We start from the raw sequence: 14,170 nt of genomic DNA on the forward strand, positions 1-14,170 counted from the left end.
GGTTTCACTGCGCCGGCTTATGCATCGTTTTACTGATTAGTAACTGCAACAAACTGAATAAGGTGATCAAAGAGGCAATTAAATAGAGCATTTTCATATTGCCGAAATCAATAATTCCCGCTCCGATAATCGCCCCAATGCCTACGGCTCCATTAAAAATAGCTGCATAAATAGCAGAGGCGGGTAAAGCGTTATCGTATCCTGCCAGCCGGATTACCCACGCCTGAATACCAACAAATAATATGGCTACACCTAAACCCCACGCAAACACCAATACCATCAGCATGATTGGATTATGTGTTAATACTGCGCTCAGCAGAATCAGACTGCTACAAATCAGCATTATGCCTGCACCAAGTATACTTTTCAGATATCTGTCTATAAACAGACCACATAACAGATTACCAGCTACACCGGCTATACCGAATACAAACAGACAAACCGCAATCCAGTTGGCAGAAATAGCCATTTCTTCGGCCATAAATACTTCAATATAGGTAAAAGCAGCAAAATGGGCGATGATGGCAGCAGTAGCAATCAGATAAACTTGGCGTAACTGCTTAATCTGAAGAACTGCTGAAAATTGTTTTCGCCCCATTCGGGAAGTACCGGATACAGCCGGCAGGGTAAAAGCCAGAATAATTGCCGTAATTATGGCTAATGCGCCCAGTAATAAAAATGATAAACGCCAGCCAATGGTGCTGCTAATCCAGTTAATAAGGGGAACACCGAGTATACTGGCTATCGAAACACCGCTGAATATAATTGCTGTGGCTCTGCCGGTATATTTGTCTGATACCAGTTGCGCCCCTATAGTGCCCGCCATCGCCCAGAATGCGCCATGAGCAGCTGCACCGGCCAGACGAGCGATTAAAAGTACAGAAAAATGCTCACTAATAGCTGCAATACCATTCGATGCAGCCATCAGCAACATTAATACAATTACTACTGGTTTACGAGGCAGATGGCTGAATGTGGTAACTGAAACAAGAGCAGAAACAGCCCCCAGCCATGCATACAGAGTAACAACCAAACCGGTAGTACCGCTGTTTTGTCCCATAGATGAGGCTATAGCGGATAACATACCAATCGGTGCCAGCTCGGTACTCACCACAATAAATGACGCTATTGCAAGCATGCAAACAGCCATCCAGTTACGCCATTGTGTCTTATTTTCTGAATTATTCACTAAATCATTTCCTCTTTTGCAATCAATTTTTCAAACAGATAGAGTTCGGCCTGATATACAAACCTAAAAATTCGGCAGTTGTTCACATCCGGCTGAAAACAAATTGTATTGAGTTGTTATAAATCTGCTTTTAAACATAGTTATCAGCTTGGTGAAAGCAGCGTTAATTCAGTATACTTTGCGAAAATAGACAGATATATAGCTAAATCTGGTAACTGGTTTTCCAGAATCGGAAATCAAATATGAACAAAAAACTATGCTGGGATGATACTAAAGTATTTCTGGCAATCGTACGTGAAGGCACATTGAGTGGTGCTGCGAAGACATTAAAACTTGGCATTGCTACAACTTACCGCCGTCTGGAACGTATGGAAGAAGTGCTGGGATATAGGTTATTTATCCGCGATCAGCAAGGTTATAAGCTAACAGATGAAGGCAGAATACTCGTTTCGCAGGCAGAAATACTGGAACAGGCCGGACACGCGTTTGATGCCATGGCTACCGGAGTCAATGCCAGTGTCAGCGGGCACGTGCGTTTGGCTACGGCTCAGGGGCTGGCTGATCATCTTATTATTCCGGCTTTACCCAAGCTGTATTCAGCACATCCTGATTTAACCCTGGAACTGGTTACCGGAGTATCAACTATTAATCTTCAAAGAAGAGACGCTGATATGGCCTTGCGTCTGGTTCGCCCGGAGCAGGGTAAAGTAACCATCCGCCGTTTAGGCGAGCTTGGTTTTGGTTTGTATGCCTCTGAAAGCTATTTGCAGCGCAAACCGCTAAACAAAGAAGAAACAATATTAAAAAACGCTGATTTTATCGGCTGGCCGGAAACACACCAGAACTTGCCAGCTGCAAAGTGGATAGAAAAAAACAGCCGTGGCAAAACCTGTTGCCTGACAACCGGCAGCATGTCTGCACATATCAGTGCAGTTGAAGCAGGTATCGGAATGGGTGTCTTACCGAATTTTATTGCTTTAACCAAAAATCTGATTTGTGTTCGCCACAATATTGACTGCAATCAACCCATTTGGCTAGTCATTCACTCCGACCTTACTAACTCCCGAAGAATAAGAGTGGTAGCTGATTTTCTGAGTAATTTGGTGCAAGAAAATAAAACTCGGCTTGCTTGAGCAGCCTATCCAGACAACAGATTTATTTCTTCACAACTCATTAAATTAATCAATTAATATGCAAAAATACAAACAATATATCATTGGTTTAGCAAATGCTGTTTACTTATAATAATGAGTAAACTATGTTATATTTTAGGTTAATGCTCTTAACTATAAACGATGTATGGATATTAAACTTGGCAAAAACGATAAGCGTTATATAGAAGGTTCAGATGATGTATTCAGCATCATGCAACGCGTACTTCTTCGTGAAAATAAGATAGACAAAGAAAAAGAGCATTTCTGGATTATCGGCATGAACGAAGCAGGATATATCCTCTATATCGAATTAATTGCTTTAGGTTCAGTAAAGGCTGTGAATATAGAGCCTATGAATGTATATCGTGTTGCGGTTATGAAAAATGCGACACGTGTTATTGCTATTCACAATCATCCGACTGGACGCTTAGCTCCTTCCAATGCAGATTTAGATATCACTGATCGTCTTATCCAGGTAGGCCGTATACTTAATATTGCACTCGTTGATCATCTTATAATCAGCACAGAAGCCTATGAAAGTTTCAGAAGCATGGGCATTATGGATGATTTAGAGAAAAGTCTTACCTATATCCCGACTTATCAGGTGGTTGAGCAGATTAGGAAAGAAGAGAAGAAGATTGCTAGAGAAAAACTAGCTTTGGAGAGAGATAAAACAAAATCTGCCCAAGAAAAAGCTAAATTAGCTAAGGAAGCTGAGAAACTGGCTCAAATACAAGCAAAGGCCCTTGCCAATGCACTGCTTGATAAGGGTGTCGATTTAAAAACAATTGCTAAGATTATGGAAATTACACCTAAAGCAGTTGAAAAAATGATTAACAATACACAATAACTATGTGTATTGTCTCATACTTGATCTAACATCTTTGTTATTCAAGATGTAATCAGATCAGAAAGTCGGCTCTACGCCATAAATGGGCATTGCTAACGCTATAGGTATAATTATCCATGGTAGTAGTCACTCTTGACCTGCCCAAGTATCGATACAACGCGGCCAGTCAATTAAGTAAAACTCAATAATGCTCCTCTATATACCCGTAAGCCTTTTGGAATAGTTCCTTATCTTTACCCAATCCAAATTGGGCCAGAGTCAGCAATAACGCCTTTTGGATTTCACGCGGGCCGCTATTGGAGTTCTGCCAGCCATCAAAGCGGGTGGCTTTGACGATTTTGTCAATTTGTTCAACCACATCGCCGATTAACTTAGGCGTAGACTCTGGACGGGTTTCCAGAAAAAGCTTGGTTAGAGCTTGCTTGTTATCTGCTTCTGTCACTGGGTGTTCACCAGTTTCGCGCTCTGCTTGCACTGTGTCCTTCGCAGCATCCAACAAGCCCTTTAACCACTCAATGGCTTTAATAACACCGGCCTCATAGTCCTGGCGAAGTTTTTCCAGTCGCTCGCCTAACTCCACAAATTTAGGCTCATGACTGCCCCGCAAGCGGCCCATAAGATCAATTTCCAATCTTTTAGCACGTTGCTCTTGCTCTTTTTCTGTCAGGGTAAAAATGGCGTGTTCATCCATGATTAACTCGTCGATATCATCGCGAATTCGATTAATATCAGTATGCTCATGGATCATCTTGATAGTTTCGGGGCCTAAAGCAGCCCAAACAAGCGCCCCCGTCTGGCCTACTGGACGCACTGACTCGTAAATTTGCACTAACCACTTATAGTTTTGACGATACGGGCTTAAAAAAGGATCGGGGCTAATAGCCGACCATAACTTAGATAACACCCCAAAACAAGCGGCGAATTCATCGCGTTTTTTGTTAGTCGGTAAGCACTCTTGCGCGGCCATAATGCCATCGAAACCCTCTAAGGTGCGGTCCACATTGGGGAAGAAGGACAAACATTTATCCAGTTGTGCCGGTAATAATTTTTTAAAGGCCTCGATACCCTCTACGACACCATCAATTTCTTCCGGCTTATAAGCCAATGCGGTACGTAGATTTTCAAATACGCCGAGGTAGTCGATAATTAACCCCATATCTTTGCGAGTATCATCGGTTTCGTACAATCGGTTAGTCCGACACATGGCCTGTAAAAGAGTGTGATCGCGTAAAGGTTTATCCAAATACATGCAATAACAGATAGGGGCATCGAAACCAGTTAACAATTTGGCAGTAACGATGATGAGCTGTAAAGGATGTTTTGGATCTTTGTAGCATTCGATCAGTTCTTTTTGTACTTGGCTTTCCGCATCAATATTCTGCCAGCGCTCGAAATCCTCTTGTTTGATGGGTAGCTTTAACTCATCGTGCCACTTACGCCAATCGTTGTTGACCTTGTCTTTTTTATCGCCCTCTTTGGCTTTTATAGGGGATTGATCAACGTTCATAACCACTTCAACTGCATTAAAGCCAAGCTTTTCACCGAGCAAGTAGTACATTTGCACACAAGCTTCGCGATCATATACCACTACCATACCTTTCATTTTTTTTGGCTTTACGTGGCTGGTAAAGTGTTTGACAATATCGCTGCTAATGGCCGCCATGCGCTTGGGGGCTTTCAACATTAAAGCCAACTTACCAGCACGTTTAGATAATGCCGCTTTTTCTTCATCGTCTAAGTCGTTTTCTTTAACCAGTTGCTCGAACTCGTCATTGATAGCATCACGATCCACCCGCAGTTCAGCAAGGCGCGGTTCAAACTTAACCGGATTGGTGGAGCCATCACGAATCGATTGCTTATAACTGTAACGGTTCATATAGCGACCGGGATCTTCGTCAGCGCCGAACAATTTGAAAGTATTGCGATCGATGCCTGATATGGGTGTGCCGGTTAAACCATAGAAGTGGGCGTTAGGTAATGCCCAACGCATTTTCTCACCTAAACCGCCTTCCTGGGTACGGTGTGCTTCGTCTACAAGTACAATGATGTTATCTCGGCTGTTCAAGCCATTCGGGTTGCTATCATCAATCTCGACATCTTTAAACTTAAAGATAGTAGTGATTAAAATGCCACGACTGTCTTGTTCAATATATTCGCCCAGCTTTTTGCAACTTTGTACTTTGATTAGGTTTTTAACGTCGGCACCGCCAAAGGTTTCGTTGATTTGGCTATCCAAGTCTCGCCGGTCCACCACGACCAATACGGTTGGGTTTTTTAACGCATTGTCAGCACGCAACATTTTAGCTGCATAGAGCATCAGCAATGACTTACCGGATCCCTGAAAATGCCAAATTAGGCCTTTTTTCGGGTAGCCTTTGCGAACTCGCTCAACAATCTGTTTCGCTGCTTCAAATTGCGGATAACGTGGCAGAAGCTTAATACATTTAGGTGGGGTATCTTTACCGGTTTTGACAGTTGAAAATAGCGCGAAGGATTCCAGTAATTGTAATAAAGTCTGCGGATTTAACAGACCCTCGCAGCTGTTAAGTACCGATGCCAATCCCGGCAGAATCTCATCTCGAAGTTCTGTATTGTGCCAGGGACCCCAGTCTTTTACTCGAGCATTAATGGCACCATAGGCAAAGGTTTTTCCTTCACTGGCAAAACACAGCAAATTAGGAACAAAAAATGATTCTACATTTTTCCAGTAATGCTTTTTGCCGCCCATAAAATCGGCGGCACCATCTTGCCAGGTCACACTTGGCCGCGTCGCAGTTTTAACTTCGCCCACTACTAGCGGTATGCCGTTCACATAAAGGACAATATCAAAAAACACTTCGGTGGCCGCGATATAATGCACCTGTTGCGACAATACAAAGTGATTGTTCTCTATGTTATCAAAATCAATCAGATTAATGGTGATATGGTCGCCGTTCTCGCCAAAAGGCAAAGTTTTCTCAGCCAATAGCCATTCATGGAAGTTTTCGTTGGCCTTTACTAAACCAGTATGGCGGGCTTCTAACACCACACCGCGCAATTTATAAATTACTTCATCAGCATAATCCGGCTGCTTGGCGATATCGGGATTTAACGAACACAACGCGTCTTTTAGCCACTCATCGACAAAGATATCTCGCGCTTGCTTAGGCAGGTTCTCGCCGTGGCAGTAACTCCACTTGGTTCCGCTTAGCCCTTTTAAGCGGTCGATAATTCCATTTTCTGTGACGGTTTGTTCGTTAAACATATCCACTCCTAAAACTAACGATATAAATAACTATTCTTTATATTAAGTAGACTTAATTTCTTTTGTTTTAATAAGTTAATAAAATCATCACATGCATCTAACTGACTAATAATATCTTCTTGTTTAGTAACATCATGAACTCTAAACTTTATTGATTTTATTATCTTTGCACTAAAATTTGGTTGACCTCCTTGAACTAAGTTCATTGCTTCTTTCATTACATACTCTACCAAGTGAAAGAAATAAGAGGGAGAAATACCTATATTTGGTTCCATCGCTAAAATCGCCTGATTTATAGCAGCGCCATCAATTTTATTTATTGCCACTTTGCCAGCAGTAGCACCATACATAGCAACCAAAATCATGTCTTTTTTTATTAACTTCGCAGATGACTTGCTTAAACCTAGCTTTGAGATAAATTCATCTGTTGATTTAATTACTCTATTGTTTATAAGAGTTGACGTAATCCAAGGAATATCACCACCATAATAATCTTTTACCTTTGTAGATGGTGTTCCACCTGAATAGGATGTGCAAGTCTCGCCAATAGTGACAAAATTTTCATTCATATCACTCATTTTATATTTATCTAATGAGAATGCTTCATATGCTAGTGAGGACTTAAGTATTTCAGATGTGGTCAGTAAATCTTCAACTTTTGAAATCGAATCTTCTAATATAGTTAAATTTTTAGTTAACTCTTCCTGTAAATCCCGGCTAGGAAATATAAAGCTTTGTTCTGCCAACGTTTTCCATTTTATTCTTGGAGATAATGACCCTTCTGAATGTGAAATTACACGATTTACAAATTCATCAGACTGCATAAAAAACGGCAAAAACTCAGGAATAACGCTATCAGGATTAGCTTCCAAAACCATGGCATCTGTAGAACAAATACAATCCCAATCAGCCACGGCCACTTTACGTTGGTAGGCACGCCTCTTACAAAAAATGATCTGACCTTTTTTAACCAATAGCTTTTGTCCTTCGACATCGCTTGGTACACCATGACGTTTAATCTTCAAGCTGTCGGGATCTAAGTGTTCCAACCCAACATAGATTTCAAGATCGGTTTCGCTTGGCTCGACTCGTTTAGAGATATGTTTAGCAATATCGCCAAACTTCACCATCTGCCAACCTTCTGGTAATTGTTGTTTCGTCATTTACTGTTCCACCTTGTCTTCAACGCTATAACCAAGTTCCGCAAGGCTCTTGAATAATTTTTGGGTCTGCTTCTTTAATTGCATGCGACTAACTTTCCACGCCTCAATGGCATGTTCAATATCATGTGTTTCGCCGTTACCCTGTGCTTGCACATATAGCGGAATCGACAGGTTATAAAGATTCTCCTTGATTACTTCGATATCCACCAAGGCAGTGATATCACTCTGCTTGTCAGGCGTAAAATAAGCCTCACACAACGCCATTAAATCATCATCGGATAAGCGGCTATGGGCGCGTTCACGGGTGACATGCTTAACACCGTTGATAAACAATATCTTGTTTTTGCGATCGACAGACTTATTACAGTTAAGTACAACGACACAAGATTCCATCGGCGAGTTATAAAACAGGTTTGGCCCCAAACCAATCACTGCTTCAATGATATCTGATTCAATTATCTGTTTACGAATGGCTTGCTCAGAATCGCGAAACAAAACACCGTGCGGCCATAGCATAGCGGCACGACCTATATTAGGCTTCATGCTTTTGATGATATGGGTGTAAAACGCATAATCGGCACAGCCTTGTGGTGGCAAGCCATAGAGATTACGGCCATAGGGATCGTCAGCAAACTTGTCACGGTTCCATTTTTTAATGGAATATGGAGGATTGGCAAAAATCACATCAAACTGTTTGAGCCGATCGTTTTCAATAAACTTGGGATCGGCTAAAGTATCGCCGCGCAGCACATCAAACTCTTCAATATCGTGCAGAAACATATTCATACGAGCGATGGCCGAGGTGAGCAGATTGACTTCCTGCCCGTAAAGATGTACCGAACGCCACTCTTTGCCCTGAGAACGTAAATCCATCACCGCGTTAAGAAGCATACCACCGGTACCACAGGTAGGATCGTAAGCTGTTTCTCCGGGCTTTAAGCCCATGATGCGTGTCATCAAATGGACTACAGTACGGTTGGTATAGAATTCTGCTGCGGTATGGCCGGAATCGTCAGCAAATTTCTTAATCAGGTATTCGTAAGCTTCACCAAGGTCATCCTGAGCGACAGATTTAATACCTAATGGAATTTTACTAAAATGCTCAATCAGATCGCCCAGCAGATGATCGGGCAGGCGTTCTTTGTTGGTCCACTGGGCATCACCGAACACGCCATGCAAGCGCGGATTATTGGCTTCGATTAAGCGAAGCGCGTTCTGAATAGCTTCACCAATGTTTTTGCTGGTGTTGCGTATCTTCTCCCAGCTCGCTTCTACAGGAATATCAAAGCGGTGAAACATGGGCATGGCAGCGTATTCAACGTCTCCCTCATGAACCTCCATCGCTTCGTTATATTCTTCCAAATATACGTCCGATAGACGTTTATAAAACATTAGCGGGAAGACATATTGCTTATAGTCTGAGGCATCGATTTGGCCCCGCAAGAACTCAGCCGCTCCCCAAAGCAAATCTTCCAGTTTTTTCTTATTCATTATACTCATATCTCAAACCCTTCTTTGATTAACAGGGCTTCTAGCTCCTCTTCTGCTTTTTCCAGGGCAGCCAGTTTTTGTTGGAAATCTTTGAGTGCCTCTTCTACTGTAATGGTTTCTTCTTCGAGTGGCTTTTGCACATAACGAGCGATATTAAGATTGAAGTTATTTTCTTCAATCTCGTTTAAGGGTACCCAACGTGCAACGCCTTCGATTTCTTGTGCTGCCGGCCCTTGTTGTTTCTGGCTCTGGTAGATGTGGTAGATCTCATCGGCCTGAGCGTTGGACAAGGTATTCTGAGCCCGGCCTTTGGTATAGATTTCTTCAGCATTAATGATGAGTACATGATTTTTGTGTGACGCCGGCCGTGATTTACGTAACACCAGAATACACGCAGGAATCCCCGTGCCATAGAAAAGGTTTGGAGCAACGCCAATAATGGCTTCAATGCGGTTTTCTTGCAATAATTTGGTACGAATTGCGCCCTCAGCACCTCCACGAAACAGTACGCCATGAGGTAAGACAACTGCCATACGGCCTGTATCGTTGAGTGAGGCAAACATATGCTGCACCCAAGCAAAGTCACCATTAGTTTTAGGTACCAGACCATACTGCTTACGCCCATAGGGGTCATTTGACCACAGGTCATAACCCCATTCTTTTAAACTAAAGGGTGGATTGGCGATAACACAATCAAAAGTTTCTAAACGATCATTTTGCAAAAACTTAGGCTCACGCAGAGTGTCTCCACGCACAATATCGAAATCTTCCTGCCCGTGTAGAAAAAGGTTCATACGCGCAATAGCCTCGGTGGTTAGGTTTTTTTCCTGACCTTTGATTTTTAGCAGGCGTGGGTCGCCACCGTTTTCTTTTACATGGTGAATGGTTTCGAGCAGCATACCGCCGGTACCGCAAGCAGGATCGTAAACGCTCTCACCAGCTTTAGGATCGAGAATGTTAACCATCAAGCGAACAATAGTACGTGGAGTATAGAACTCACCGGCTTTCTTGTTAGCTTTATCAGCAAAGCGTTTGATCAGATACTCGTATGCGCGTCCCATATCATCGTCACGGACACTAAAAACGCCAAGGTTCACCTTATTGAAGTGATTAAGTAACGTAGCCAGCAACTCATCAGAAAGACGTTCTTTATTGGTCCAACTGGCATCGCCAAAAATGCCATGCAATTTGGGATTTGCTAGTTCTATGCCGCGAAATGAGTCTTTTAAGGCTTGGCCTACATCTTTAGGCTTGGCAAAAACGTCACGCCAATGACAGTTTTCAGGTATTTGAATACGGTGGAACATCTTGCCTTTGGCAAGTTCTTCATCCCCAACGCTCTCCATCGCATCGACAAACTCTTCGTCATACACGTCGCAAATACGTTTGAAAAACAAAATTGGGAAAATATAAGTTTTATAATCTGATGCATCGATAGGCCCAGTGATGATGTGGGCTGCATGCCAGAGATGGGCCTCGAGATCTTTTAGGTTAATCAGTGTCATTAATTTTTCTCTGTACGATTCTGCGATGTTGGAACCTTTTGTAGCAAATCGTTTATGCCACAGTCAAAAAACAAGCAAAGCCTGTCCAATGTATTCAGGTCAACCTTCTGGACAATCTCCCTGTAAAGTAAAGTTATGGTGTTGCAACTAAAGCCGTTTCCCTAACCGCATCGGCTATCCACATTTTGTGTTCGCCCATGAGTCGAGCAAGATGGCAACGGATCATAACAGTCCTTATCGTTGTATCTAATGATGCGAATTTTACATTAGAACTTTGTATCAAACGAACATTTTTAAATTGAAAGATTATTTATACGTATAAAATAGTGCTACAACCTGCAGCGCTATTTTTAAGTTATATCTGATAGATCGCTATTTATTTTTCTCCTTCTTAGCCAAATGCCTATCAATCCAAGCATCAATATCACTCTCTAACCATGCAACAGCTCGTTGACCTATCTTGAACTGCTTATAGATATAACTACTGATAAAAGAAGAATCGGTAAGAAGAAGGTATTATCCAAATTTTTCACTTCAACAAAGGCACAGAAATAACAATATTGGCATTTTCTGAACATATTAAGTTTTTTACCGTTTAATTTACGATAAAAAATAGTAGTGGATATTACCAAGCTTTAATAAATAGAAAAACCAGCTAATCTAATCGATATAACTGGTTTTAAGAAAGAATATTAGGAGTTAATAAAAATTAAATTTCTATTCCCACTCTATTGTAAACAAGACATTTTTATCTTTTATATTCAATGGCTTATTTTCCTGCTAATTGGTAATACCATGAAAAATACCATGCTCAGAAAAGGCTTAACAATATTTTGAAAAATTGCCTACTGAGCGCTGCCGCACAGCTCCATAGGCCGCTTTCCTGGCTTTGCTTCCAGATGTATGCTATTCTGCTCCTGCAGCTAATGGATCACCGCAAACAGGTTACTCGCCTGGGGATTCCCTTTCGACCCGAGCATCCGTATGAGACTCATGCTCGATTATTATTATTATAGAAGCCCCCATGAATAAATCGCTCATCATTTTCGGCATCGTCAACATAACCTCGGACAGTTTCTCCGATGGAGGCCGGTATCTGGCGCCAGACGCAGCCATTGCGCAGGCGCGTAAGCTGATGGCCGAGGGGGCAGATGTGATCGACCTCGGTCCGGCATCCAGCAATCCCGACGCCGCGCCTGTTTCGTCCGACACAGAAATCGCGCGTATCGCGCCGGTGCTGGACGCGCTCAAGGCAGATGGCATTCCCGTCTCGCTCGACAGTTATCAACCCGCGACGCAAGCCTATGCCTTGTCGCGTGGTGTGGCCTATCTCAATGATATTCGCGGTTTTCCAGACGCTGCGTTCTATCCGCAATTGGCGAAATCATCTGCCAAACTCGTCGTTATGCATTCGGTGCAAGACGGGCAGGCAGATCGGCGCGAGGCACCCGCTGGCGACATCATGGATCACATTGCGGCGTTCTTTGACGCGCGCATCGCGGCGCTGACGGGTGCCGGTATCAAACGCAACCGCCTTGTCCTTGATCCCGGCATGGGGTTTTTTCTGGGGGCTGCTCCCGAAACCTCGCTCTCGGTGCTGGCGCGGTTCGATGAATTGCGGCTGCGCTTCGATTTGCCGGTGCTTCTGTCTGTTTCGCGCAAATCCTTTCTGCGCGCGCTCACAGGCCGTGGTCCGGGGGATGTCGGGGCCGCGACACTCGCTGCAGAGCTTGCCGCCGCCGCAGGTGGAGCTGACTTCATCCGCACACACGAGCCGCGCCCCTTGCGCGACGGGCTGGCGGTATTGGCGGCGCTGAAAGAAACCGCAAGAATTCGTTAACTGCACATTCGGGATATTTCTCTATATTCGCGCTTCATCAGAAAACTGAAGGAACCTCCATTGAATCGAACTAATATTTTTTTTGGTGAATCGCATTCTGACTGGTTGCCTGTCAGAGGCGGAGAATCTGGTGATTTTGTTTTTCGACGTGGTGACGGGCATGCCTTCGCGAAAATCGCACCTGCTTCCCGCCGCGGTGAGCTCGCTGGAGAGCGTGACCGCCTCATTTGGCTCAAAGGTCGAGGTGTGGCTTGCCCCGAGGTCATCAACTGGCAGGAGGAACAGGAGGGTGCATGCTTGGTGATAACGGCAATTCCGGGAGTACCGGCGGCTGATCTGTCTGGAGCGGATTTGCTCAAAGCGTGGCCGTCAATGGGGCAGCAACTTGGCGCTGTTCACAGCCTATCGGTTGATCAATGTCCGTTTGAGCGCAGGCTGTCGCGAATGTTCGGACGCGCCGTTGATGTGGTGTCCCGCAATGCCGTCAATCCCGACTTCTTACCGGACGAGGACAAGAGTACGCCGCAGCTCGATCTTTTGGCTCGTGTCGAACGAGAGCTACCGGTGCGGCTCGACCAAGAGCGCACCGATATGGTTGTTTGCCATGGTGATCCCTGCATGCCGAACTTCATGGTGGACCCTAAAACTCTTCAATGCACGGGTCTGATCGACCTTGGGCGGCTCGGAACAGCAGATCGCTATGCCGATTTGGCACTCATGATTGCTAACGCCGAAGAGAACTGGGCAGCGCCAGATGAAGCAGAGCGCGCCTTCGCTGTCCTATTCAATGTATTGGGGATCGAAGCCCCCGACCGCGAACGCCTTGCCTTCTATCTGCGATTGGACCCTCTGACTTGGGGTTGATGTTCATGCCGCCTGTTTTTCCTGCTCATTGGCACGTTTCGCAACCTGTTCTCATTGCGGACACCTTTTCCAGCCTCGTTTGGAAAGTTTCATTGCCAGACGGGACTCCTGCAATCGTCAAGGGATTGAAACCTATAGAAGACATTGCTGATGAACTGCGCGGGGCCGACTATCTGGTATGGCGCAATGGGAGGGGAGCAGTCCGGTTGCTCGGTCGTGAGAACAATCTGATGTTGCTCGAATATGCCGGGGAGCGAATGCTCTCTCACATCGTTGCCGAGCACGGCGACTACCAGGCGACCGAAATTGCAGCGGAACTAATGGCGAAGCTGTATGCCGCATCTGAGGAACCCCTGCCTTCTGCCCTTCTCCCGATCCGGGATCGCTTTGCAGCTTTGTTTCAGCGGGCGCGCGATGATCAAAACGCAGGTTGTCAAACTGACTACGTCCACGCGGCGATTATAGCCGATCAAATGATGAGCAATGCCTCGGAACTGCGTGGGCTACATGGCGATCTGCATCATGAAAACATCATGTTCTCCAGTCGCGGCTGGCTGGTGATAGATCCCGTCGGTCTGGTCGGTGAAGTGGGCTTTGGCGCCGCCAATATGTTCTACGATCCGGCTGACAGAGACGACCTTTGTCTCGATCCTAGACGCATTGCACAGATGGCGGACGCATTCTCTCGTGCGCTGGACGTCGATCCGCGTCGCCTGCTCGACCAGGCGTACGCTTATGGGTGCCTTTCCGCAGCTTGGAACGCGGATGGAGAAGAGGAGCAACGCGATCTAGCTATCGCGGCCGCGATCAAGCAGGTGCGACAGACGTCATACTAGATATCAAGCGACTTCTCCTATCCCCTGGGAACAC

12 protein-coding genes are annotated in these 14,170 nt (G+C 44.7%); 5 read left to right on the forward strand and 7 right to left on the reverse strand.

Features of this window, described 5'->3' with window-relative positions; genetic code table 11:
• Positions 1-4: 4 nt before the first annotated feature.
• Positions 5-1,189, reverse strand: coding sequence for an MFS transporter (locus H3U82_RS03295; protein ID WP_198209194.1), 1,185 nt, complete (start codon positions 1,187-1,189; stop codon positions 5-7).
• A gap of 242 nt (positions 1,190-1,431) precedes the next feature.
• Between H3U82_RS03295 and H3U82_RS03300 the strand changes: the two genes are divergently transcribed.
• Both H3U82_RS03300 and H3U82_RS03305 read left to right on the forward strand, forming a co-directional pair.
• Entirely contained in the window at positions 1,432-2,322 is an 891-nt protein-coding gene (locus H3U82_RS03300) for a LysR family transcriptional regulator (RefSeq protein WP_198209195.1), read from the forward strand.
• A 166-nt stretch (positions 2,323-2,488) separates the two neighbouring features.
• A complete protein-coding gene (locus H3U82_RS03305) occupies positions 2,489-3,193 on the forward strand; it encodes a JAB domain-containing protein (RefSeq protein ID WP_198209196.1) in 705 nt (234 codons plus the stop codon).
• A 181-nt stretch (positions 3,194-3,374) separates the two neighbouring features.
• On the opposite strand, the gene H3U82_RS03310 is transcribed toward H3U82_RS03305, so the two are convergent.
• From H3U82_RS03310 to H3U82_RS10955, 6 genes are all read right to left on the reverse strand, one after another.
• The gene (locus H3U82_RS03310) at positions 3,375-6,437 is read right to left on the reverse strand and encodes a type I restriction endonuclease subunit R (RefSeq protein WP_198209198.1); all 3,063 of its coding nucleotides are present in this window, start codon (positions 6,435-6,437) and stop codon (positions 3,375-3,377) included.
• A 14-nt stretch (positions 6,438-6,451) separates the two neighbouring features.
• Entirely contained in the window at positions 6,452-7,600 is a 1,149-nt protein-coding gene (locus H3U82_RS03315; RefSeq protein WP_198209200.1) for a restriction endonuclease subunit S, read from the reverse strand.
• A complete protein-coding gene (locus H3U82_RS03320) occupies positions 7,601-9,091 on the reverse strand; it encodes a class I SAM-dependent DNA methyltransferase (protein ID WP_198209202.1) in 1,491 nt (496 codons plus the stop codon).
• A gap of 5 nt (positions 9,092-9,096) precedes the next feature.
• Positions 9,097-10,596 (reverse strand): class I SAM-dependent DNA methyltransferase, encoded by a 1,500-nt coding sequence (locus H3U82_RS03325; protein WP_084551168.1) that lies wholly within the window; start codon positions 10,594-10,596, stop codon positions 9,097-9,099.
• Complete coding sequence (locus H3U82_RS10950; protein ID WP_198190336.1) at positions 10,596-10,733, reverse strand: helix-turn-helix transcriptional regulator; 138 nt, start codon at positions 10,731-10,733, stop codon at positions 10,596-10,598. Before H3U82_RS10950 ends, H3U82_RS03325 begins: the two co-directional genes overlap by 1 nt.
• 235 nt (positions 10,734-10,968) lie before the next feature.
• On the reverse strand, positions 10,969-11,085 hold the full coding sequence (locus tag H3U82_RS10955) for an AlpA family transcriptional regulator (protein WP_078474905.1): 117 nt from the start codon (positions 11,083-11,085) through the stop codon (positions 10,969-10,971).
• Positions 11,086-11,620: 535 nt separating this feature from the next.
• Here H3U82_RS10955 and sul2 point away from each other — a divergent pair.
• The 3 genes from sul2 to H3U82_RS03350 are packed head-to-tail and all read left to right on the forward strand — an operon-like array spanning position 11,621 to position 14,136.
• Entirely contained in the window at positions 11,621-12,436 is an 816-nt protein-coding gene (gene sul2 / locus H3U82_RS03340) for a sulfonamide-resistant dihydropteroate synthase Sul2 (RefSeq protein WP_001043260.1), read from the forward strand.
• A gap of 60 nt (positions 12,437-12,496) precedes the next feature.
• Entirely contained in the window at positions 12,497-13,300 is an 804-nt protein-coding gene (gene aph(3'')-Ib, locus H3U82_RS03345; protein WP_001082319.1) for an aminoglycoside O-phosphotransferase APH(3'')-Ib, read from the forward strand.
• Positions 13,300-14,136 (forward strand): aminoglycoside O-phosphotransferase APH(6)-Id, encoded by an 837-nt coding sequence (locus tag H3U82_RS03350; protein ID WP_000480968.1) that lies wholly within the window; start codon positions 13,300-13,302, stop codon positions 14,134-14,136. The genes aph(3'')-Ib and H3U82_RS03350 overlap by 1 nt, the downstream gene beginning before the upstream one ends.
• The last annotated feature ends 34 nt before the right edge of the window (positions 14,137-14,170 follow it).

The sequence above is a fragment of the Snodgrassella sp. W8132 genome, from assembly GCF_016100865.1.
Taxonomy (GTDB): domain Bacteria; phylum Pseudomonadota; class Gammaproteobacteria; order Burkholderiales; family Neisseriaceae; genus Snodgrassella; species Snodgrassella alvi.